This is a genomic window from Tundrisphaera lichenicola, from assembly GCF_051175385.1.
In the GTDB taxonomy this organism is placed as follows: domain Bacteria; phylum Planctomycetota; class Planctomycetia; order Isosphaerales; family Isosphaeraceae; genus Tundrisphaera; species Tundrisphaera lichenicola.
Window position 1 is genome coordinate 4141299 of the sequence record NZ_CP195106.1, and the last position, 22988, is coordinate 4164286.

Annotated in this window: 14 protein-coding genes; 3 read left to right on the plus strand and 11 right to left on the minus strand. The window is 66.4% G+C overall.

Going from position 1 to position 22988, the window contains the following annotated elements; translation table 11 throughout:
• Positions 1–52: 52 nt before the first annotated feature.
• From P12x_RS16480 to P12x_RS16500, 5 genes are all read right to left on the minus strand, one after another.
• A complete protein-coding gene (locus P12x_RS16480; protein WP_435005419.1) occupies positions 53–961 on the minus strand; it encodes an NAD-dependent epimerase/dehydratase family protein in 909 nt (302 codons plus the stop codon).
• A gap of 1 nt (position 962) precedes the next feature.
• A complete protein-coding gene (gene waaF, locus P12x_RS16485) occupies positions 963–2030 on the minus strand; it encodes a lipopolysaccharide heptosyltransferase II (RefSeq protein ID WP_435005420.1) in 1068 nt (355 codons plus the stop codon).
• Positions 2027–2980, minus strand: coding sequence for a hypothetical protein (locus P12x_RS16490; RefSeq protein ID WP_435005421.1), 954 nt, complete (start codon positions 2978–2980; stop codon positions 2027–2029). Before P12x_RS16490 ends, waaF begins: the two co-directional genes overlap by 4 nt.
• On the minus strand, positions 2977–4044 hold the full coding sequence (lpxK, locus tag P12x_RS16495) for a tetraacyldisaccharide 4'-kinase (protein ID WP_435005422.1): 1068 nt from the start codon (positions 4042–4044) through the stop codon (positions 2977–2979). Before lpxK ends, P12x_RS16490 begins: the two co-directional genes overlap by 4 nt.
• A gap of 110 nt (positions 4045–4154) precedes the next feature.
• A complete protein-coding gene (locus tag P12x_RS16500) occupies positions 4155–5243 on the minus strand; it encodes an isocitrate/isopropylmalate dehydrogenase family protein (RefSeq protein WP_435005423.1) in 1089 nt (362 codons plus the stop codon).
• Positions 5244–5436: 193 nt separating this feature from the next.
• Here P12x_RS16500 and P12x_RS16505 point away from each other — a divergent pair, with 193 nt between their 5' ends.
• Together P12x_RS16505 and P12x_RS16510 are read left to right on the plus strand one after the other, a co-directional pair.
• Positions 5437–5787: an Mpo1-like protein gene (locus P12x_RS16505; RefSeq protein ID WP_435005425.1), complete on the plus strand. Its 351-nt coding sequence runs from the start codon at positions 5437–5439 to the stop codon at positions 5785–5787.
• A gap of 301 nt (positions 5788–6088) precedes the next feature.
• Positions 6089–8590: a TolC family protein gene (locus P12x_RS16510; RefSeq protein ID WP_435005426.1), complete on the plus strand. Its 2502-nt coding sequence runs from the start codon at positions 6089–6091 to the stop codon at positions 8588–8590.
• 119 nt (positions 8591–8709) lie between these two features.
• Here P12x_RS16510 and malQ read toward each other — a convergent pair whose 3' ends face one another.
• The 4 genes from malQ to P12x_RS16530 all read right to left on the minus strand — a co-directional run bounded on the left by malQ (position 8710) and on the right by P12x_RS16530 (position 18304).
• The gene (gene malQ, locus P12x_RS16515) at positions 8710–10854 is read right to left on the minus strand and encodes a 4-alpha-glucanotransferase (protein ID WP_435005428.1); all 2145 of its coding nucleotides are present in this window, start codon (positions 10852–10854) and stop codon (positions 8710–8712) included.
• Positions 10855–11042: 188 nt separating this feature from the next.
• Positions 11043–14381 carry a maltose alpha-D-glucosyltransferase gene (gene treS, locus P12x_RS16520; RefSeq protein WP_435005430.1) on the minus strand — a complete coding sequence of 1113 codons (3339 nt, stop codon included), beginning with the start codon at positions 14379–14381 and terminating at the stop codon, positions 11043–11045.
• 125 nt (positions 14382–14506) lie between these two features.
• Complete coding sequence (gene treY, locus P12x_RS16525) at positions 14507–17161, minus strand: malto-oligosyltrehalose synthase (protein WP_435005432.1); 2655 nt, start codon at positions 17159–17161, stop codon at positions 14507–14509.
• Between the two features lie 132 nt (positions 17162–17293).
• A complete protein-coding gene (locus P12x_RS16530; protein ID WP_435005434.1) occupies positions 17294–18304 on the minus strand; it encodes a tetratricopeptide repeat protein in 1011 nt (336 codons plus the stop codon).
• 249 nt (positions 18305–18553) lie between these two features.
• On the opposite strand from P12x_RS16530, the gene treZ reads away from it, so the two are divergent.
• Positions 18554–20356: a malto-oligosyltrehalose trehalohydrolase gene (gene treZ, locus P12x_RS16535; RefSeq protein WP_435005435.1), complete on the plus strand. Its 1803-nt coding sequence runs from the start codon at positions 18554–18556 to the stop codon at positions 20354–20356.
• A 382-nt stretch (positions 20357–20738) separates the two neighbouring features.
• Here treZ and P12x_RS16540 read toward each other — a convergent pair whose 3' ends face one another.
• Together P12x_RS16540 and P12x_RS16545 are read right to left on the minus strand one after the other, a co-directional pair.
• On the minus strand, positions 20739–21587 hold the full coding sequence (locus P12x_RS16540) for a PEP-CTERM sorting domain-containing protein (RefSeq protein ID WP_435005436.1): 849 nt from the start codon (positions 21585–21587) through the stop codon (positions 20739–20741).
• 103 nt (positions 21588–21690) lie between these two features.
• On the minus strand, positions 21691–22602 hold the full coding sequence (locus tag P12x_RS16545) for a ferritin-like domain-containing protein (protein WP_435005437.1): 912 nt from the start codon (positions 22600–22602) through the stop codon (positions 21691–21693).
• Positions 22603–22988: the final 386 nt, after the last annotated feature.

The following is a 22988-nucleotide window of genomic DNA, read 5'->3' on the forward strand; positions in this document are numbered from 1 at the left end:
CAGCCCGGTCCTCGGGCCGCGGGCGGCATGATACGAGGGGCTTCTCGAACGGTCAAGCCCGCCCGGACATCCCGGCGGCCTCATGCCAGAGGTCGTAAAGGCTTTGCTCCCAGGGGATCGCGGCCGACCACCCCGTGTCTTCGGCGATTCTCCGGACGTCGGCCCGGGAGTCGCCCGGCCCTCGCCTTCGGGCCAGGGCGGGGTCGACCTCGACCAGGACCTCGCGACCGCTCAGCGCGATCAGCCGGTCCAGCCCGTCCCCCACCCGTTGCGATCGACCCGTCCCCACGTGGTAGACCTGGCCCGGTCTCCCGCGATCCGCCAGGGCCATCAGTGCCCCCGCCACGTCGCGGACATCCACGAAGTCGCGGCGGGCTCCGAGATCGCCGACGGTGAGCTGGATCGGCCCGGTCCCCAGCCCAAGCATCCCCGCGAACCGGCCGAGTGCCTGCGACTCCGGGAGCCTCGGCCCGATCGGGTTGAAGATCCGGGCCACGATCACTTCCAGGGATCCCCTCGCCGCCAGCCCGGCCGAAGTGGCCAGCCATTTGCTCAGCCCGTAGGCGTCGGCCGGCTTGCAGGGATAATCCTCGGCGACCGGCAGGTCCTCGACAGGGACCGGTCCCAGTTCCGCCGCCGATCCGGCCAGGACCACCCGACAGGCACGGACGGAGTCCCGGAGGGCGTCGAGCAGGTGGACCGTGCCCATCGTGTTCGATCGATAAAAATCCTCCGGTGAACCGGGAGGTGTCCGGCCCGCGAGGTGGAACACCACATCCGGGGCGATCTCGGCCACGGCCCGGTCGACCGAGCGGGGGTCGTCGAGATCGGCGGGGAGGAATGCCACTCCCGAGGGGTGGCTCCGACCGATCGCGATGACCTCGACTCCCTCGGGCTTCCCGCGATCCAGGAAGTTCCGGCCCAGGAATCCCGATCCTCCGGTGACCATCCAGACGGGCATGTCAGACCGCCTCGATCCGTTCGACGCCGGTTCCCGAACCCCTGAGCATCCCGAGGGCTGCCGCATAGACCGAATCCGGACTCATGTCCCGGAGGCATCGGTGATGCTTCTCGGGGCAGGTCGGGCGCTGGCAGGGGCCGCAGGGGACCGGATGATGGAGGTGGAGCGAACGGGGATGCCGGGTCAGGGTCCATTCGATGTGGGTCGGCCCGAAGAGGGTCAGGACCGGGACATCGAACCCGATCGCGAAGTGGCGGGGGCCGGAGTCGGTCGTCACCAGGAGGCTCGACCGCCGAATCGATGCCTTGGTCAGGCCCAGGCCCATCGGCTCGTCGGCCAGGCTAACGACCTCGGCTCGACCGGCCTGGGCCACGATCGACCGCGCGGCGTCGCGCTCGCCGGGCCCGCAGACGACCAGGACCGAGACGCCCCCCTCGTCGACCAGCCGACGGGCCAGGGTGGCGAAGTGCCCTTCGGGCCAGCTCTTGGCCGGTCCGAAAGCCCCGCCGGTGTTCAGGGTCACGACCGGCTTCGCCGGGCCCAACCCCAGTCGAGACCACGCCCGATCGGCCGCGGCCTCGTCTTCGGGCGTCGTGTAGAGGTCGAGCCGGGGTCCGTCGTCGGGGCATCCCAGGAGGCGTGGGATCTCCCGGTAATAGTCGACGATGGGCGAGACCCGGAACCGGCCCTGCTCATCGAGGGGGGCTGGCAGTCGGTCGGTCAGGAGGAACCCGCGACCCCCTCGATCGTAGCCGACTCGCCGTCTCGCCCCCGATCGCCAGGCCATTAGGGCCGATCGGAACGAGTTGGGGAACAGCACGGCCAGGTCGGCCCGCTCGCCTCGGAGGCGACGGACGACCGCCTTCGACCGTTCCTCGGGCCGTTTCGATTTCGGGTCGAACGGGACCATTTCTTCGAACCAGGGTCCGCCGTCGAGCGTGGCGGCCAGCTTCGGCTTGATGACCGCGATCATCTTCGAGCCGGGGAAACCCAGCCGGAGGGAGCGGAAGGCCGGGGTGGCCATCGCGGTGTCGCCGACAAGGTTGGGGCAGAAGACGAGGATGGTCATTTTGGGGAGACCCCGGCCAGCTTGTTCACGACGGACGCATGAAGGAGCGGGATCATCAGCTCGTGATGGCCGGTCAGGGCAATCCCCTCGGCCCCCGGGCGTTGGAGGACGTTCAGGAGTCCCCGGTATTGCTGATTGAAGTCGAGGTTGGCCGTGGTCAGGCCGTCGAGCGACTTGCCGAGGTTCCGGGCGATGGCGACCGCCTTCAGGAAGACCTCGGGCATCACCACCGCGCTCCCCAGGTTGAGCCAGGCCCCGCCGGCCATCCGGGCGATCAGTTCGGTCAGGATTCGGAAGTCGTCGAGCGACGCACGACCCAGCGCCGCGCCGTCGAGCCGGGGGGTCATGTGGACGATGTCGGTCCCGATCGCCACGTGGACCGTCAAGGGGATGCCCGCCCTCCGGGCCGCGACCAGCAGGCTGGAGTCGAGCCCCGGACCGCCCTGCTCGATCACCAGGGCGCCCAGGGCCGCGCCCAGCCCGGATCGCGTCTCGGCCGCGCGGTCGGCGGCCCTCGCGAACAGGTCGGAGGTCTCGCGGGCGAACCCGAACGTGCCGGCCATCAGGCGAGGCCCGACGTCCTCGCTGGTCCGGCCGGAGATGGCCAGCTCCAGGTCATGGATCGCCGCCGATCCGTTCATCGCCAGGCCGTTGAGGATCCCCCGATGGATCCAGTCGATCAGGTAGGGGGCACAGCCGGTCTTGACCACGTGCCCGCCCAGGGCCGCGACGACCGGGGCCTTCGCCTCGACCGACCGGACGATCGCGTCCCGGAGCCGTTTCAGGCCGCGACCGGCCAGGATGTCGGGCAGGCCGTCGAGCCAGTCCTCCAGGCTCACGCCCGGGGCGGAGGGGCGACCGAGGTCGGCCAGCCCGACCTTGCTCGGGCGATCGGCCAGGGGCTCGTACCGGAGCGACTCCAGGTCGAGGGCGTCATCGGCAGGGGTCACGGGGCATCCTCTCCCGGGGGCATCAGGTCCGAGAGGGCCCGATCGAGCGTCTCGGACCCGTCCATCACTTCCAGGCCGATCCGCAGCGCGCGGAGCGGCGCGGGGCCCAGGCCCGGCGCGCGTAACTTGACGGAATCCTTCTGAGTCGTCAATGCGACTTCGGCACCGATCGACCGGGCCCAGCTTGACAGGTCGGCCATGTCCGGGGCCCCATAAGGATGATGGTCGGGGAATGTCCGGAACCCCACCAACTCCAGCCCGAGCCCTTCCAGGGTCCGCCGGAAACCCTCCGGGTTCCCGATCCCGCAGAACGCCCCGACCTTCCGGCCGGAAAGATCGGAGAGCGGGTAGGATTCGCCTTTATCGTCCAGTAGATCGCGAGGGGCATGCCGCGCGGTCGCCCATCGGAGCGGCCCGGCCTGACGCTCGGCCCGCTCGCGGATCGAGGCCCGGGTCGGCTCGTCCACCAGGTCGGCCCGCGAGAGGACGACCACCCCCGCCCGCTTCAGGGACCCCACCGGCTCACGCAGGAGCCCCCGAGGGAAGACCCGGCCGAGCCCGAACGGGTCGAGCGCATCGAGGAGGACGAGGTCGAGGTCGCGGGCCAGCCTCCGGTGCTGGAACCCGTCGTCGAGGACCAAAATCTGGCTCTCCAATTCCTCGACCGCGCGATGAGCCAGGTCGACCCGGTCGGGCGCCTGGAGGTGCGGGACGTCGGGCAGGTTCTCTTCGAGGACCCGCCCCTCGTCGTTCATCCCCGAGGAGTCGCCATAACCCCGGCTCAGGATCGCCACGCGGACCCCTCGGGATCGGAACCACCGCGAGACCCACTCGACCATCGGCGTCTTGCCGGTCCCGCCGAGCGTCAGGTTCCCCACCGAGATCACCGGGACCTCGGCCCGATGGCCGGCCTTCCACCCCCGGTCGAACGCCAGGTTCCGCGCCCCGACCCCCAGGCGATAGAGGCCCGAGATGCCCCCGAGGCCAAGCCGGGCCGCGCCGGGCAGGAACCCTCGCGACTCGCCCCGGACCAGGCGGAGGAATGCGGCCTCGTCGATCTTCACGAGAACCATCCTTGGATTCGGATCGGGGCCGGAGGACCGTGCCCGATCGACCCTCGTAGGGCATGCCCTGCCCTACGAGCATCGGGGAAACCTCGCCGGGGCGGCCGACCTCAGGCGCCCATCGCCTTGGCGATCGCCTTGGCCATCTCCATCGTGCCGACGGCCGAGGGGTCGTTCCGGTCGGCCTTCATGTCGTAGGTGACATCCTTGCCTTCCTTGATGACCTGGGCGACGGCCGCTTCGAGCTTCTTGGCGGCCTCGACCTCGCCGAGGTGCTCGAGCATCAGGGCCCCCGAGAGGATCAGGGCGGTCGGGTTCATCTTCCACTGGCCCTTGTACTTCGGGGCCGAGCCGTGGGTGGCCTCGAAGACCGCCCCGCCGTCGCCGATGTTCGCCCCCGGGGCCACTCCCAGGCCGCCGACCAGCCCGGCGCAGAGGTCCGAGAGGATGTCGCCGTAGAGGTTGGGCAGGACCAGGACGTCGTAGAGCTCGGGCTTCTGGACGAGCTGCATGCACATGTTGTCGACGATCCGGTCTTCGAACTCGATGTCGGGGTAGCCCTTGGCGACCTCGCGGCTGACTTCGAGGAAGAGGCCGTCGGAGAACTTGAGGATGTTCGCCTTGTGGACGCTGGTGACCTTTTTCCGCCCGTGCTTCCGGGCGTATTCGAAGGCGTACTTGACGATCCGCTCGGTCCCGGTCACCGAGATCGGCTTGATCGAGATGCCGGAGTCGGGCCGGATCGTCTTGCCGTTGAGCTTCTTGATGTCGGCGATCAGCTCGAGGGTCTCGGGCTTGCCCTTCTCGAACTCGCAGCCGAGGTAGAGGTCTTCGGTGTTCTCGCGGACGATCACGAGATCGACCTTGGCCTTGTCGAAGTAGGTCCGGACGCCCTCGTAGTGCTTGCAGGGGCGGACGCAGGCGTAGAGGTCGAGGGCCTGGCGGAGGTAGACGTTGACCGATCGAAATCCGGTGCCGACGGGCGTGGTGATCGGGGCCTTCAGGGCCACCTTGGTCCGCCGGCAGGACTCGATGACGCTGTCGGGCACCGGGGTGCCGACCTTGGCCATGATGTCGACGCCGGCCTCCTCGACCTCCCACTTGATGTCGACGCCGGTGGCTTCGATGCAGAACTTGGTGGCTTCGGCGAGTTCGGGACCGACGCCGTCGCCGGGGATCAGGGTCACTTCATGGGCCATGTCAGACGATGCTCCGTGACGCCCCGAGGCCCCGATACCGAGTCGTTGGCGATCGGGGGTCGGTGGACGGTTGCGAGGACCGAACCCGGTCGTTTATCTTAGGTTCCGCCGGAACGCACACCCTAACCGCGAGAAGAGGAGTCGTCAAGCCGCGCCCCCCGGACAGGGCCGGCCGACGGTCGGAGTCTGCTTCATGCTTTACCCGCCGCAATCTCCCTCGCCCCTGGTCAACGACTGGATCGAGCGTCATCGAGACCCTCGGAGCTTCGTGCTTCATCTGTTCGGGATCCCCGGGACGATCCTGGGCGTCCTGCTGATGCCGATCTATCTGCTCCTTCTCTCGATCCCGGTCTTCGCCTTCGCTCTCGTGCTGTTCCTGGGGGGATTCGGGCTCCAGTTCCTGGGCCATGCACTGGACGGGACCGAGCCCGGGGAGATCCGCGGGCTGAGGATGTGGTGGGCCCGCCGTCGGGAGGCTCGCGCCCAGGCCCGGCCACCTCGGATGAGCATGGCCTATCCCGAAGCCGAGCGGGGACGCGCCTGATTTTCGGGAAGGATCGGTCGGCCGGTGTCCTTATAGGCTGGAACCGTGGCCTCGAGTCGAAGGACCCTCGCGTACCGATCGGGATGGTTGCTTTGACCTAGGCTCGCGGCCGACTAATCCGTATGATCCGCAAAGTCCTCTCAAGACGCACTTCTTCGGCGGCCGATACAAAATGACGAGGTCGATGGGTCGAGACTCCGGCCCGGTGCGAAGGAATCGCCCGGGACGTTCGGGCTCGTCCATCCATGCGGGATGCGGGATGTAGACAGGCGGACCCATGGACGGGGAGGGCGTGGTCATCGTGAGGTTCCAAGGACCGATGTGGGCCGGGGCGGGTCGAGCCGCCCGACCGACAACCGAAGTTGGGAAGGCCGGGATTGGCCTCTCGGGGCGGTGTGATCGGACCCTGCGACTTCGCCCCACGCCGCTCATGGCGCTCAATGTCAAGGATGGACTGGCCATGCGATTGACCAAGCTCGCGAACCGGTACACTTTGGCGGCGGCGGTGGCCCTGAGCGGCTCCGCAGGTTGCCAGAAGTTACCCCACATCGACCAGTCCAAGGCCGTGCCCCATGACCCCATGGGGACGATCGCGGCGGAGGACCGGGAGGTCAAGCAGGCCAACTTCACCGGCAACCTGGCGACCTCCTTACCCAAGGTCGCTCGCCCCCGGACCACCGAAAATCCCGAAGCCGACGAGATCTGGCACATGACCCTGCCGGAGGCGATCCGGATCGGCCTGGATAATTCCGAGGTCGTTCGCGTGATCTCGCTGGGTGCCCAGGGCATCCCGCTCGGTGGCTTCGAGCCGACCCCCTACGCCACCAATGCCGGGGCCGGTGCCGGTGCCGCGCTGGGTGCCGGGTCGTTGTCCACGGTCTATGACCCGGCGATCCAGGAGACCCAGATCGCCACGGCCCTCTCGGTCTTCGACGCCAACTTCACCACCAGCATCCTCTGGGGCAATAGCACGACCCCGATCAATAACAGCATCTCGGCCGGTGTCGTCGGCGTCGGGGCCCGCTATCCGCTGGTCTTCGAGCAGGACACCGCGACCTTCCAGTCCACCTTGCAGAAGCGGGCGGCGACCGGTGCCGTCATGCAGATCCAGCACAACGTCAGCTACCTCTACTCGAACAGCCCGGCCAACGTCTTCCCCTCGGCCTACACGACCAACACTCAGCTCTCGATCACCCAGCCGTTGCTCGGCGGGACCGCCCAGAATCCCAGCGGCCTGGAGGCCAACCGGGCCAGTATCGTGATCGCTCGGCTCAATGCCGATGCCTCGGTCTGGAACTTCAAAGCCTCCATCATGGCGCACGTCCGCTCGATCGAGCAGCAGTACTGGTCGCTCTCGCAGCAGCAGATCGCCCTCTGGAGCCGCGAGACGGCCGTGCGGCTCGGCGAGGAGATCCTCCGCCGCGAGCGGGCCGAGCTCGAAGTCGGCCGGGCCACCACCGCCGATGTCGCCGAGGCCGAGCAGCAGCTCGAAAACTTCAAGCTGAACCTGGTCACCTCCACCTCGGACGTGGTCACGACGGAGCGTCAGCTCCGGAACATCCTGGGCCTGCCCCCGGCGGATAATCGACGGATCGTCCCCGATACCGCCCCCACCGAGGCCCGCCTCGAGCCCGACTGGGAGACCAGCCTGGCCCAGATGCTCGCCTTCCAGCCCGACATCGTCCAGCAGCAGCTCCTGGTCCGTCTGACCGAGTTGCAGCTCCTGCTGGCCCGGAACCAGCTCCTCCCGCAGTTGAACCTCAATGCCCTCTACCAGTTCAACGGGCTGGGACGGCATCTCGACCAGGCCGAGTCGGTCGCCGCCGGCGGGGGACTGGACGTGATCAATCCGATCACAAACCTCCAGAATAGAACTGCGGGGGTGAACACCCAACCCCAGCGGGTCACCGACTTCAACCAGTGGCAGGTCGGCCTGACCTTCTCGATGCCGATCGGCTTCCGGGCTCCCCTGGCCCAGACCCGCCAGGCCCAGTACCAGCTCCTGAGGCAGCGTGCCTTCCTCCAGCAGATCGTCCACCAATCGACCCACGCCCTCTCCCGCTTCTTCCTGGAAGTCGATTCCAACTACAAGCAGTTCCGGACCGCCCAGCGACTCCGGGCCGCCGCCCAGGAGCGACTCTCGGCCCAGAAGGCGTTCTACGAGGAAGGCCGGATCACCATCGACCGGCTCCTCGACGCCGTGAGCCAGTATGCCAACGCGATCGCCCAGGAGGCGCAGTTCAAGACCAGCTACAACACCTCGATCGCCGCCCTGGAAGAAGCCAAGGGCACGCTCCTGGCCTACGACAATATCGCGGTGGCCGAAGGCCCGTCGCCCAGGAAGGCCTACATCCAGGCCAAGGATCAACGCCCGGCCCACGGACAGTTCCACGTCCCGCTGGACGGATCTTACCGGCCCGAGCCGATCAACGGCCCGACGATGGCCGACCCCGTGCCGGATATGCCCCCCCTGGGCGAGGACTTCGGCGGGCCTAAGGCCCCCTTCCCGGCCCCGGTCGGCCCCTTGGGGCCTCCTCCAAGCCCGCTCGCCCCGACGGCCCCGGCCGGCGAGCACGGCTCCCTGTCGCTGGATCGGCCCGTGCCCCGACCCGACTCCGATCCCGGAGTGACGCGAGCCTCCGCCCCCGTCTTCGGTTTGGTCCCTATGCCCGGCTCCAGCCCGGCCCCGGGTGAGACGGTCGGGGAACTCGCCCCGATGACACTCCCCCCCCTGCCCCCCGAATCTTCGTTGCCCCCCTTGCCTTCCGACTCTTCGCTCCCCGAGCTTCCTCCGGGGGGTTGAAACGGCCTTCCGGAAAAGATCCAACCTAAGAAGGCCGGTCCCGGATGATCCGGGGCCGGCCTTCTGGCGTCGACAACCCCGGCCCATGCCAGTCCACGTTCCGCCCGAATCGCCCGACTTCAACCATGGGAACGCGCGGGTTCCGACCGGAGCTTGTCGATCCGTTTGAGGGTCCGGAGGAAGTCGGGATTCTCGGCAAAGCCCTCGAACGCCCGGCGGAGTTTCCTCCGCCAGTTGGGCCGTTCCAGGTAGGTGTTCGGCGTATTCTGGGGCTCGGTCTCGAGCCAGAGGTCCTCGACGTTGAGGAGGAGGAACCCGGCGGGCGAGGCGGCCAGCCAGTCCCAGGTCGCCCGGAGGACCGAGCCGGTGTCGTCCAGGTCGGGGGCCAGCATCCCTTCGGCCCTGAGGAACTCCACCACGGCCATGCGCTGGTCGGCCCGGACCTGGCGTTGCTGCTCCAGGGCTTCGGCGTCGAGAAGTCCGAGATCCTTCCGGTCGTCGAGGTCCAGTCCCTGCCAGAAGGCGGCGAAGGGGGGCATGTCGTGGGTATTGACCCCGGCCACGGTGGCCTCGGGAACTTCGCGGAGCGGGACGTCCGCATCGGTCCTGATCTCGTATTGAACGACGTACATCCCCCGGATTCCGTGGTCTTTCAACGCTCCCTCGACCTCGGGCGGGACGGTCCCGAGATCCTCTCCGACCAGCCAGGCGGATTGTCGATGCGACTCGATCGAGAGGATCGCGTAGATTTCTTCGCTCGGGGTCGAGACGAAGGCCCCGTCCTTGGCCTCGGCCCCCGTGGGGATCCAGAAGAGGCGGTGCAGCCCCATCACGTGATCGATCCGGAGGGCGTTGGCGTGCCGGAAGTGATTCCGGAATGAGGCGATCAGGTACTTGTAACCTTGCTCTCGCTGGCGGTCGGGGTGGAGCGGCGGGAACCCCCAGTGTTGCCCCTTGGTGAACACCGGGTCGGGCGGGCACCCGACGCTCGCCCCGGTGGCGAAGGCCTCGGGCTGGCTCCAGACGTCGAAGCTGTTGAAGTCGACCCCGACCGGGAAATCGAGATACCAGGAAAGCCCCTTGCCGCGGGCCCGAGCGGCCAGATCTCGGAGCTGTTCGTCGGCCTGCCACTGGGCATAGAGATGATAACGGTAGGCCCGAGGGTCGATGTCGGCCCCATCTTGGGCGGCGTGAGCGGCGTTGAGCGAGGCCGGCCAGGTGCGCCAGTCTCGTCCATGACGCTCGCCAGCGGCCTGGAAGAAGGCGTATTTCTCGACCTCGGGATGCCTCGCGATGAACGCCCGGAAGGCGGCCTTCCGATCCCCCTCGATCCCCTGGAAGTCCTCGGCCAGTTGCTCCAGGACCGCGCGTTTGAGCCTCATCTGGCGGCCGTAATCGACCAGCCCCTCGCCCCGGAGGGCCTCGAACTCACGCCCGAAGTCGTCCGACTGGAGCAGGGATCGCGCGGCCTCGGAGTGGGCCATCTCCGGGATCCGGTCGAGGTCCAGATAGAACTCATTCCAGAACAGGCGAGAGGTCGGCGAGTAGGGGCTGATGACCGGCGAAGGGCCGTCGAAGCTGGAAGCGAGCATGGGCAAGGTGGCCACCAGGCCTCCGCCGAGCCCGGCCGTCCAGTCGATCAGGGCTTCCAGGTCGGCGAGATCGCCCGCGCCTCGGCTCCGGGCCCCGTGAAGCGAGTGGAGCGGGCAAAAGACGCCCCAGGGACGCTTGCCCGACCCGGTCGAGCCCTGATACGCCCGCCGAGGGGCGGAAATCACCAGGGATTCGGCCGTCTTCCCATCCTCGAACTCGACCGAGAGTCGGTGGTACCCAGGTGATAGACCTTCCGGCAGGCGGAGCCGTCGAGAGACGAACCGCTCGAACTGGAAGTCCGCCGATCCCTCGACGGCCATCTCGTCCGCGGAAGCTGCCCAGGAGTGGGATTGGCCCGATTCCTCGATCAGTCCACACTTCAACCGCGACGAGGCCAGGCTCGACGGGAGCCGGACTTCCGTCGAGGAGGGTTCACCCTCCCAGGCGACGATCACCGGCTCGATCCGGCGACGCCAGAGGGAGAGCCGTCGCTCCGAGAGTGCCTCGGGAGCCTCGGACTCGTCGAAAATCTCCACGCCCAGGGCCCGGAGGACCCCGAGGAGCGACTCGCTCGAAGCGGGCCGATCCTGGCCGTCCATCGCCACGTAATCGAGCTGCACGCCGAACGATCGCGCCAGCTCTCGGAGGGGATCGGGACCAGTCCCGGACATGAATGGTGGCCTCGGTAGATCGAAAGTTGTTCAGCAACAGGGCGGGCGAAGTAGGTCAATGGAGGGCTGCGAACCGACGCGATCGGGGACCGATCTCGGGCGAAGCATCGAGGATCGCGCGGTCTCCAAGCAAGGGAATCCCTGAAACCCTCGATGCTTCGCCCCGGGAACGCCTGAGGGGGAGATACTCAACCGCGAGTCACTCCCGGGGTCTCCTCGGTCCGGATCAGGTGCAGGATGCCCATCAGGGGGATCCGGACCCAGTCGGGTCGATAGTCGAGCTCATATTGAAGCTCGAACAGGGCCTTTTCGAGCCGGAGAAGGTCCAGCAATTGTCGGGCCGCTCCTGAATCGGTGGGGAGCAAGCTCTTGGCCACTCTCCGGTACTCCTTGAGGAACTCGGCCGACATCCAGGTTCGCCAGATCTTGGCCCAGGGTTCGAGCCGATCCAGGGCATCCGGGTGGACCTTGGCGATCCGGTACAGGGCACTATAAGCCACGTAGTCGAATGATCGGAGCATCCCGGCCACGTCCTTCAAGGGCGACTGCTTGGCCCGGCGTTCCTCGATCGATCGGCCGGGTTCCCCCTCGAAGTCGAGGATGAAGAAATCGCCCTCCTGGAGCAGGAGTTGGCCGAGGTGATAGTCGCCGTGGACGCGGATCTTCACCAGCCCCTCGCCCGGATCGGGCCGGCGGCTGAGCAGCTCCATGAGCCGGGGTCGTGCCGCCAGCAACTCGTCGGCGATGGATCGAAGGTCGGCGGGCAGCGTGTCGATCTGATCCTTCAGGGTGCCGAGGCTGGCCCCGGCCTGGTGCACGAGCCGCGAGGAGAGCCGGGTCAGCTCGTCCTCGGCCAGCGGCTCCGGGGCGAAGTCGGGGTCGTCCGGCTCGCTGGCCAGGGCCAGGTGTAGCTCGGCGGTTCGCTGGCCGAGGACTCGTGCGGTCAGCATCGCCGAGCCGAGGATCTCGGCGACGTCGTTGGGGACCTCCTGCTCGCTCAACTCGAAGACGAGGGCCGGCGAGGCGTCCATTTGATCGAGCCGATGCGCCTCCCCCGAGACCTCCTCGAAGTAGCGACCGACCACCTCCAGCATCAGCTCCCAGGCCTGGCCCTGGTTCGGGATCAACTCGCGGAGCAGGCTCACGGTCCTCGGCTCGCGCTTGCTCCGGCGAAACTCCAGGACGCCCAGGGTCTTGGGTGCTCGGGGGAATCCCGCCTTCTCGGTGAGGAAGCGACCCACTTCGTAGTCGACGCTCGGCCCGTCGATCATCCTCCGGCAGAGCTTGAGCCAGTATCGGTCGCCGAAGCCGACGCTGGAGTTGCTCGACTCCGTGGTCCCCCGTCGGATCGGCCCGAGCTCGCCTTCGTGGGGCTCGTAGGCCGAGGTGGTCTGCCCGGCCAGTCGTCCCTGGCGCGTCTTGATCTCGCGGGAGCCCCCGATCAGGTCGAGGAGCCGGGTGGAGAATTCCTCGGAGATGGTGGCGTCGCAGAGGATGCCCTCCCCGGAATTCGAGGCGACATGGGCCAGGATCGCTGCCGAGCTATTCTGGAGGATCGCCTCGGCGGCCGAGCCGGTCATGACGGCCATCGGGATCTGGTAATCCTCGAAATTCCCTTCGCTGTCGAAGGTCCGGGCGTAAACGATGACCGTCGGTGCCCCATCGCCGGGGAAGGTGATCCAGTCGCGGATCGAGACAGTCTCCAGCATCCGGGATTTCGAGCCGAACCATCTCTGACGCCGGATGAAGGCCGGGAGCACGGCGCGTTCCAGGATCGCCCGCTCCCGGCCCTCCAGGAGGGTCTCCCAGCCCGCGGTGAGGGTGATCTTGGGGATCGCCTCGACCTCGTGGGCGGGCAGTTGCTCGGACCCCCCGACGGTCGGGCTGGTCACCGTCTCGAGCTGGAACCAGATGCACGAAGACGGGGCCAGGGCCAGGAAATACGGCGTATCGCCGATCATCGGGAACTGGACCCGCCCGAACATCTCGAACGGGGTCTGTCCCTTGAACCTGGCCAGGTCGAGCTCGACCGGCTGGACGAATCGCGAGAGGTTCGCCACGACCAGGATCCGTTCGTCCTCGAACTCGCGGACGTAGACGAGGACCTTCCGGTTCTGCGGGTGGAGGAAATCGAGCGAACCCCGGCCGAACGCCTTGTAACGCTTGCGGAGGGCGATCAGCCGCTTCATGAACTGGAGGAGTGAGGAGGGGTCGCGCTGCTGCGACTCGACGTTGATCGCCTGGTATCCGTAGATCGTGTCCATGATCGGCGGGGCGTAGAGCCGGGCGAAGTCGGCCCGGGAGAAGCCGGCGTTCCGGTCGCCGTTCCACTGCATCGGGGTCCGCACGCCGTCGCGGTCGCCCAGATAGATGTTGTCGCCCATCCCGATCTCGTCGCCGTAGTACAGGACCGGGGTCCCGGGCAGCGAGAAGAGCATCATGTTGAGCAATTCGATCCGTCGACGGCTGTTGCCGATCAGCGGGGCCAGGCGCCGGCGGATCCCCAGGTTCAGCCGCATCCGGGGATCGGCGGCATATTCCTTGTACATGTAGTCGCGTTCTTCGGCGGTCACCATTTCGAGGGTCAGCTCGTCGTGGTTCCGGAGGAAGAGCGCCCACTGGCAGTCGGGCGGGATTTCGGGGGTCTGCCGCATGATCTCGACGATCGGGTGCCGGTCCTCCGACCGGATCGCCATGAACATCCGGGGCATCAAGGGGAAGTGGAAGGTCATGTGGCATTCGTCGGACTCGCCGAAATAGGGCAAGACGTCGGCGGGCCACTGGTTCGCCTCGGCCAGGAAGAGCCGGTCCTGGTAGTGGGCGTCCATCTCCTTGCGGAAGGCCTTCAGGATGGCGTGGCTCTCGGGGAGGTTCTCGCAGTTGGTCCCCTCGCGCTCGATCAGGTACGGGATCGCGTCGAGCCTCATCCCGTCGACGCCCATGTCGAGCCAGAACCGCATGATCTTGAAGACCGCGCGGAGGACGTGCGGGTTGTCGAAGTTGAGGTCGGGCTGGTGGTGGAAGAAGCGGTGCCAGTAATACTGCTTGGCCACCGGGTCCCATGACCAGTTCGAGGGCTCGCTGTCGGTGAAGATGATCCGGACGCCGTCGTACTTCTTGGGCGAGTCGCTCCAGACGTAGTAATCCCGCTTGGCCGAGCCCTTGGGGGCGTTCCGGGCGGCCTGGAACCAGGGATGCTGGTCCGATGTATGGTTGATGACCAGCTCGGTGATCACCCGGATGCCCCGTCGATGGGCCTCGCGGACGAAGAGCTTGAAGTCCTTGGGGGTGCCGTAACCGGGGTGGACCCCGTGATAGTCCGAGATGTCGTATCCGTCGTCGCGCAGGGGGGACGGGTAGAACGGCAGGAGCCAGATGCAGGTGACGCCCAGGTCCTGGAGATAGTCGAGCTTCTGAATCAATCCGGGGAAGTCGCCCATCCCGTCGTCATTGCTGTCGAAGAACGCCTTGACGTGAAGTTCGTAGATGATGGCATCTTTGTACCAGAGTGGATCGGATTCGATCATCGAGGGCGTGCTCCGAAACTTGTAGGGCGGCGATCGCTCGCTGTCGGCCTCAGATGGGCGGGCGGGCGGGCGTGGTAGGGCCGAGTTGCCCCACCACCGGTCTCCCTGGATTGCCCCGGGACGATTCAGGGCCCGCCGCGTGAGAGGAGTGCCACGGGGAACCGCGCCAGCAGTTCGACGAGCCGGACCCGACCCCCTCCGACGTCGCCTCCGGTCAGCTCATTCGACCATTTCCCGGGCGGGAGGTCGATCGAGGTTTCCCCCCAGTCGCCCCCGAGCTTGATCGGGAGGCGGGGGGCGATGGTGATCGAGCCCCCGCCCCGGGCGAAGGCGACCACGTGATCGGCCCTGGCCCCTTCGGCCATGATCGGGGCGTATTCCCCATCGGGGCCGAACAGCTCGGGCTTCCGCCTCCGGAACCGTAGCGCCTGAGAAGTCACCCAGAGTTTGGGGAGGCCTTCGTCGGTCCGGCCCAGGATCTCCTCGGGGCTCATCCCCCGGTCCAACTCTCCGAGTAGCCTCCGGCGGATGGCGTAGTCGACGGGCCGGCGATTGTCCGGGTCGACCAGGCTCATGTCCCAGAGCTCGTTCCCCTGGTAGATGTCGGGAACGCCGGGCGCGGTCAGCTTGATCAGGGCTTGCGAGAGCGAGTTGATCCGCCCCGCGGGGATCAGCGGTTGGACGAAGCCTCCCAGGTCGTCCACGAATTCGCGGTCTCCCAGGATCCCGGCGATGAACGACTTCAAGGCCTCCTCGTAGACCTCATTGCCGTCGGTCCACGAGGTATGGGCCTTGGACTCGCGGGCGGCCTTGAGCATGTACGCCGTGGCCCGCTCGACGTCGATCGGCCAGGCTCCCACGAGGATCTGATAGAGGAGATATTCGGCGTTCCGGTCGGGGAACGAGTCGGTCTTGTACTTCAGGTTATGCTCGGCCCAACGCCCGACGGCCTCGGCCCAGGCCCGGGGGATCTCCGAGAGGAGCGAGATCCGCGCACGGACATCCTCGGATCGCTTCGTGTCGTGGGTGGTGGTCGTCGTCATGGAGGTGGCCCAGAGACGCTGGGTCTCGAGGCTTTCCTCGTGGAATTTCGAGGGGAGGAGGCCGAACCGGTTGGGATCGCCCCCGACCTCGTTCAGGACGACCAGGCGGTTGAAATTGTAGAAGGTGGTGTCCTCGACCCCCTTGGCCATCACCGGGCCGGTGTTCTGCTGGAACCGCATGACCAGCGACGACTCGACCGACCCCTTGACCCGGAGCGTGAGCAGGTCGCGGAGGAAGTCCAGCAACTCGGGGTCGATCTCGGGCCGGTTCGCCTTGGCCGCCTCGATCGCCTCGTCGATATAGGCGATGTCGCGCGGCCCGACACGCCCTTCGTCGGCCTGGACGTAGGTCCGGTAGACCGGGAAGCAGGCGATCACCTCGCGAATCATCGTGGTCAATTCGCGCTTGGTGTAGTCGCGATAGCGCTTCTGCCGCTCGCAGACGGCGGAGAGGAGGTTGACCAGCCGGCTCACGTCGCTGCCGAAGAGCTCCTTCAGGACATAGAGCTTCTTCTCGCGGATCATGGCGATGTAGTCGACCGATTCCCCGGTGAATTCGGAGTAGAAGTCGGTGATCGGCCCTTCCCCGGCGGGGTCGACGAAGAGTCCGCCCAGGCGGTTGAGGAAGTCGTAGCCGGTGGTCCCGGCGACGGGCCAGTCCTCGGGCAGGGCCTCGCCGGGCTCGAGGATCTTCTCGACCACGATCCAGCCGTTCGGCGCGGCCCTCTGAAGCCGCTGGAAGTACCCGGCCGGGTCGCGAAGCCCGTCCGGGTGGTCCACCCGGAGGCCGTCCAGGACCCCGGCCCGGACCCATTCCAGGATCAGTCGATGGCTGTCGTCGAAGACCCGTTGGTCCTCCATCCGGAGGCTGATCAGCGTGTTGATGTCGAAGAACCGGCGATAATCCAGCTCCTGGCCGGCCGTTTTCCAGAAGGCCAGCCGGTAGTTCTGGCGCTCCAGGAGGGCGTCGACTCGGACTGGCTGGTCGTTGATCTCGGCGACCTCGGCGTCGATGGCCGCGGCCACTCCGGGATTCTCGACACAGAGTCGGTTGAGGGCCGATCGGAGGACCTCCTTGTCACGATGCCGGCGGTGGACGCTCTCGAAATCCGTCGCCGTCGAGTGCGGGAGATTGCCGAATGAGTCGGCCAGGAACGCCAGCTCGTCCGACCCGACCTTCCGGGCTGCCTCGTTGAGCAGGTCGTTGAACGACCGGGGAGCGACCGGCATGACGTGGTCGAAATACTCGAAGGTGAAGGTCCCGCCGTTCCGTTGGAGCTTGACGCGCCCGGCTTCCACCTCACGGCCGTAATGATCCCCCAGGATCGGCATCAGGACCGTGTCCCGCAGCTTCTCCTCGGGAGGATGCCAGTCGACGTCGAAATAGGCGGCGTATCGGCTGGACTGGCCGTTCTCCAGGACGTCCCACCACCACTTGTTCTCGCGACTGGCGATGCTCATGTGGTTGGGGACGATATCCAGGATCTGGCCGAGCCCGGCCCGCCCCAGCGCCTCGCAGAGGCGACTCTGTGCCTCGATCCCGCCCAGCTCGGCGTTGGGTTTGGAGTGGTCGAGCACGTCGTAGCCGTGCGTGCTCCCCTTGCCCGCCTGGAGATAGGGGGAGGCGTACAGGTGGGTGACCCCGAGGTCGCTCAGATATACGGCAATCTCCGCCGCCGCGTCGAATCCGAATCCCGCGTGCATCTGCACCCGGTACGTCGCCATTGGGACAGGCATAGCGATTCCGTGAGGTTGAGGATCAAGGGGGCAACCATCGAGTCCCGCCCCGTTCGCGTCCGTCGCACGCCGTTCGATCGTGCGCGGACTCGATCGCCACTATAAGCGAAACGCGTGCCGGTCGTCGCCGACCTACTCGCGTCCGACGTTCGGACCGGCCTCCGGGACCCCCGAAGGGGCCCCGGACAGCTCGCGAAAGGCCCGTTCGTGCTCCTCGGCCCGCCGGTGCTCGCCGAGCCTCCGGTAGATCTGGGCGAGCTGGAAGTGCGCTTCCCGGTGATTCGGGTCGAGGGCCACGACTCGCTCGAAGTCGGCCTTCGCCAGTTCGTCCTGCTGACGCTTGACCGCCAGGGAGCCTCGCGTGGTCAGTGCGATCCGCGAGGAGGGATCGAGTTCGATGGCCCGGTCCAGCGAAGACCGAGCCCGATCCGGCTCGCCCAGCTCCAGGTCGCAGCGAGCCAGCCCCACGAGCGGCTCTGCGAGGTCGGGGCGGAGCTGTCGAGCTTCCTCGAACTCGGCCGAGGCTCCCGCCGGGTTGTTCGTCCCCATGAGGCAATCGGCCAGGAAAAGCCGGATCTGATAATCCCGGGGCCGGCGTCCGGCCGCGATCCGGAGGTCGGCCGCGGCCTCGCCGGGCCGAGCGGTCCGGACCAGCGCCCTGGCCCGGGCGATCCGGGCTTCCACCCGATCCGGCTCCGCCTTGAGCCACCGATTCGCGAAATCGACCGAATCGACCCAATGATCCTGGCGCGCGGTCCCATCGGTCAGCGCGGCCAGGATCTCGGGATCGTGCGGCGACCGTCCCAAGGCCCGGAGCAGGATCGGCTCGGCCTTGCCGAAGTCCGACCCGGCGATCAGCAACCCGTATTCGCGCCAGAGGTCCGCCTCCGGGACTCCCAGCTCCATCGCCCGGCCCAGGGCGACGTCGGCCTCGCGGGCTCGCCCGGAAAGCCTCAGGAGTCGGGCGTAGAGCAATCGGGCCCGGGGCTCACGGGGCCTTTCTTCTAGGACCCGGGCGAGGATCGACCTGGCCCCGGTCAGGTCGCCCACCTCCAGCGCATGCTCGGCCCGGGCGATCTCGCCGGTCGAGGGACCACCCCGGACGTACCACCAGGTCGCCAGGACGCCGAACGCGATCGACACCAGGGCGGCTCCGAGCCATCTCGACCGGAATCTCGTCAATTCGTCCCTCCCCAGGCGTCCGGGCCGAAGACCCGTCCCGATCATCTTTACTGGTCCCACCGGGGAGCTTCAAGGACCCCGACCGGGGAATTACCATCGGGGCCACGGACTGGCATCCGGGTTGCCCTGAGAAGGAGTGCTTGTGAGGATGAAGCTTTCGACGCCTCGATGAGAAGCGCGATCGGATCGAATTGGCCTCCCGAGGGAATCATGGCTCCTTATCACGTTTGGGCCCCGCTTGCCGAACGAATCTCTGTACGGGTGGGGAACGAAAACATCCCGATGGACCGAGACCCCAAGCTCGAAGGTTGGTGGCAATCGACCGGTCGACCGGCGCGAGCCGGAGAGGAATATCAATTCTCGGTGGATGGCTCGGAGGGCCTCCCCGACCCCCGGTCCGGCTGGCAACCCCGAGGGGTCAACGGCCCTTCGAAAGTCGTGGATCACTCCGCGTTTCGATGGACCGACGATCGTTTCCAGGCCCGGCCGATCTCCTCGGCCCTGATCTACGAGCTTCACATCGGCACGTTCACGCCGGGGGGGACCTTCGACTCCGCCATCGAGCGGCTCGACCACCTTAAGTCGCTGGGCGTGACCCACGTCGAGATCATGCCGGTGGCCGACTTCCCCGGCCGCTTCGGCTGGGGCTACGACGGGGTCAACCTGTTCGCCCCCCGCCAAGAATACGGCGGCCCCGACGGCCTGAAGCGGCTGGTCGACGCCTGTCATGGCGTGGGGCTCGCGGTGATCCTCGACGTGGTCTACAACCATCTCGGGCCATCGGGGAACTATCTGCCGAGGTTCGGCCCCTACTTCACCGATCGCCACCACACCCCCTGGGGCGACGCGCTGAACTTCGACGGGCCTTATAGCGACGAGGTCCGGCGCTACTTCTGCGACAACGCCCTGATGTGGCTCCGAGACTACCACTTCGACGGCCTCCGGCTCGACGCGGTCCACGCGATCGTCGATACTTCCGCGATCACCTTCCTGGAGCAACTGGCCACCGAGGTCGAGGTCCTGAAGGCCCACCTGGGCCGGCACCTGGTCCTGATCGCCGAGAGCGACCTGAACGACCCGAGGATCGTCCGCCCCTGGGAGATCGGCGGCTTCGGGATCGACGCCCAGTGGTCCGACGACTTCCACCACGCCCTCCACTCGGTGATCACCGGCGAGCGGAACGGGTATTACTCCGACTTCGGCTCGATGAAGGACCTGGCCACGTCCTTCCAGACCTCGTACGTCTACACCGGCCGCCGGTCCAGTTTCCGCCTCCGACGCCACGGTCGACCGCCGATCGGCCTGACCGGGCACCACTTCCTGGGCTACGTCCAGAACCACGACCAGCTCGGCAACAGGGCCCAGGGGGATCGGCTCTGCCACCTGACGACCCCCGACCGGGTCAAGGTCGCCGCGGCCCTGGTCCTGACCGCGCCCTTCATCCCGATGTTGTTCCAGGGCGAGGAGTTCGGCGCGACCTCGCCGTTCCAGTACTTCGCCGACTTCGCCGAGGACCCCGCCCTGGCCCGAGCGGTCTCCGAGGGGCGTCGGAAGGAGTTCGGCCAGTTCGGCTGGAAACCCGAGGACGTGCCCGACCCGGGAGCCCCCGAGACCTTCGAGCGCTCCAAGCTCCACTGGTCCGAGGTCGATCGCGAGCCCCACCACGAGCTCCTCGAATGGCACCGGGCCTTGATCCGGCTCCGCGCCGAACTCCCCCAGCTCACCGACGGCCGACTCGACCTGGTTGTGACCGAATCCAGCGAGGACCAGAAGTGGCTCTTCGTGGAGAGGGGCCTGGTCTCGATCGTCGCCAACCTCGCCGACGAGCCCCAGGTCATCCCGCTCCGGGAGGCCCGGCCGACCCACTTGCATCTCGCCTCGGCCGACCAGGGCGTCGAGGTCCGGGGAGACACCATCCACCTGCCCGGCAACTCCGTCGCCATCCTCGGACCCGAGAGCGATGACACGGCCCAGTCGCTCTTCCGCTCCTCGGTGGAGGTCTTGAGCATCTAGGATGTATCGATCAGAATTCATCCTGATATTGAGAAAAGGGATGCACAGGACCGAGACCGGCCCCAATCCCGCGAAGTGCCCGTCCCAGTCCTGTGCGTCCCTCAGGGCTGGGTGGGGACGATCGGAAAATCAAATAATGGCATAGCATAAATAAAAAGTAATTATTTGGTGTTGTGGTGAAGGATCACCCCGGCGACCCGGCCCTCCAGCTTCCGTGCACCGTCAAAACCAGGATGACTCCTTTGATTTCCCCGGTATCACTACCACGGAGCCTGGGATCCCCCGGCGCAACTCTCGACGAGTGAGCCGCGAGATCCCAGGCTTCGCCGATCCGAGCAACTTCGATCGGATCGGATCAGCATGCTCGAGAATCCGGAAGAAATCATCGAGGACGACGGGATCGACGGCACCCGAAGATCGCCGCCATTCCTATTCCTACGAGGAGGATTGACGATGGTTCGGGGACCGTTGAAACGTAGGTGATCCCCGAAATACTACTGAACCCAATCCCCGAGGAACCGACCGCCGATGCTCTACCCGTCGCGACGTCGATTTTGAAGAGTCGATCGTCCAGGGTCGCGAAGAGTTGTCCGTTCGGGCCAGAAGTCAGCGACTCGATCGGGCTGCCGAGTGCGGCGTCAGGGTCGTTGGGATCGGCGAAGAGGTTACCCACGATCGTCGCCAAAGCCGTCGTCGTATCGATCGTATAAATGGTGTTGTCGAGCTTGCCTAGCCCGTAAAGGACATTGTCAACGAAGGCAAGCCCGGCCAACGTCGGAATTGTCCGTCCAATCAGGGTCGAAGTCCCCGTGGAGAGATTAAAGGAATAAAGATTGTTCAGAACGTCGAACGTGTCGGGATCCAGGATCGTATTCAGGAAGCCCACCCCATCCGATCGGAAAGCAAGACCACCTTGGCCCAAGGCGGGAGTCGTCCCAATGCTGATGGGAGAGCTCGTGGAACCGGTCGCAGGATCAACCACGCGAATCCCGTTGGCCGCAGCGTCGAAGGTGTAAAGGTTTCCTCCCTGCATCGCCAGCCCATATGGAGCCACTCCGGTGGGCAATGAGCCAGCCTGAGTTCCCTCTCCGGTGAGAGGGTCGATGGAGACAAGCTGGCCGCTGGTATACGAGACGCCGACCAGATAATCCGCACGAGTTGAACTGGTCGATAATTGCAGGCAGAGGATCGCCGAGGCGATCGCGATCCACGTTCCGGGTGGCTTTATCATGGAGTTCTCCGGGTTGAGGGAGTTCGGACCGGCGACACTGCGGCGAGGGGGGATCGCCTTTCTTACGCCGACGGTCCTAATCGCCGAGAGGTCAGGATGTATTTCAACGAATCACGCCGTTCAGACCATTCGGGAAGAAGCCACCCCCTCCCGATCCACCCAGATAGACGATGTTCAGGACCTGCTGGGCACTTCTTTTGAAAACGAGGCTGTTTCCGTCGGTGGGAACGATGTTGGCATGCATATTTCCGTCGAGAATTCCCTGATCATCGGCCGCTCCGCTCGCCGAGGCTCGCAGGTTGGATATGGCCGCTGCTGCCGCAGAAAGTCCCCGCGCCAGCATGAGCGTGCGGATTTCTCCAGCATGGTAGGCCTCAACGGCGAGGATTCCTCCCGCTGCCTCCAGGTAATCCTTGTTCTTGATGAAACGAGCAGCACCGAGATAAGCCGTGACGCCGACGTCCTCGAAGACGAACGACCCGATCAAGAAGTTATCTTCGCTGGCGAAGGGGTCGAAGCTCGAACCGAGGCCGGCCGCCTGGGCTGCGGCGTTGAAGCTGTTTTGAAGGTCGATCGCCGGACGAGCGACTGGTGGAATGCCTGCCGCGGCCAATGCCTTGCGGAGGAAGACGACATGGTTCCTCTCGTCATTGGCGATCTCGGCGGCGTACTGCTGGAAGGCCGGGGTCTGAAAGGGGACCTGAGGGGAAGGCTTGATGATGACCCCGCCTGGTATGCCGGCTCCGTTGACCCCGATGCCGAAAGACTGGATCCCTACCCCGCTCACCCCATGGGTATAAAATTCGGCTTCGAGATACTCCAGATTCAGCGCGAAGTTCAGGATGGCAGGATCGTTGATGGCCGCCCCCTGTGCCTCAGCCTGGCGATTCCCTTGGGCGAGTCCGGCAATGGCAACTCCGGTTCCGGTCCCCAGTATCCTCGTCAGGAATTCTCGGCGGAATCGAAATAGCCGATCGATCGGGGTCCCGCCGAGCGTCGATGATTCATCCGTCATGTTCTCAGATCTCCTTGATGATGAACTGTTCCGATAAATCGGGGGTCATTGATACGGTGCAGGCTGGGGAATCCCAATGCGCAAGGCAGCCTCGACACCGGCGGGACGGTGCTTCGGCCGGAGCTCATAGGCCAAGTCTCAAACTCAGCCGGTCATGAAGAAGTCAATCGTGACCCGTCAGCGACATGCCTTCGCCAACGCCTTGGCGAGAGCGGCCGAGGCATCGCGTGCCGCCTGCCTCGTGATGCTGGCCTGATGGCCGGCGGCGATTCCGCCCGCTGACAGCCCGAGGAAACTCAGGAGGACGAGGATTATTCGCCAAGAGAATGCCGACATCTCCCGGGAGTTTGAGACTCCTGCCAGGGCAGCAGCCCGGGGATACCTTC

Excerpts from the sequence above, each read along its gene's own strand:
- treS (WP_435005430.1), bottom strand. The coding sequence starts at position 14,381 with ATGATCGAATCCGATCCACTCTGGTACAAAGATGCCATCATCTACGAA.
- waaF (WP_435005420.1), bottom strand. The coding sequence starts at position 2,030 with ATGACCATCCTCGTCTTCTGCCCCAACCTTGTCGGCGACACCGCGATG.
- P12x_RS16545 (WP_435005437.1), bottom strand. The coding sequence starts at position 22,602 with ATGACGGATGAATCATCGACGCTCGGCGGGACCCCGATCGATCGGCTA.
- P12x_RS16500 (WP_435005423.1), bottom strand. The coding sequence starts at position 5,243 with ATGGCCCATGAAGTGACCCTGATCCCCGGCGACGGCGTCGGTCCCGAA.
- P12x_RS16480 (WP_435005419.1), bottom strand. The coding sequence starts at position 961 with ATGCCCGTCTGGATGGTCACCGGAGGATCGGGATTCCTGGGCCGGAAC.
- malQ (WP_435005428.1), bottom strand. The coding sequence starts at position 10,854 with ATGTCCGGGACTGGTCCCGATCCCCTCCGAGAGCTGGCGCGATCGTTC.
- P12x_RS16540 (WP_435005436.1), bottom strand. The coding sequence starts at position 21,587 with ATGATAAAGCCACCCGGAACGTGGATCGCGATCGCCTCGGCGATCCTC.
- treZ (WP_435005435.1), top strand. The coding sequence starts at position 18,554 with ATGGCTCCTTATCACGTTTGGGCCCCGCTTGCCGAACGAATCTCTGTA.
- treY (WP_435005432.1), bottom strand. The coding sequence starts at position 17,161 with ATGCCTGTCCCAATGGCGACGTACCGGGTGCAGATGCACGCGGGATTC.
- P12x_RS16505 (WP_435005425.1), top strand. The coding sequence starts at position 5,437 with ATGCTTTACCCGCCGCAATCTCCCTCGCCCCTGGTCAACGACTGGATC.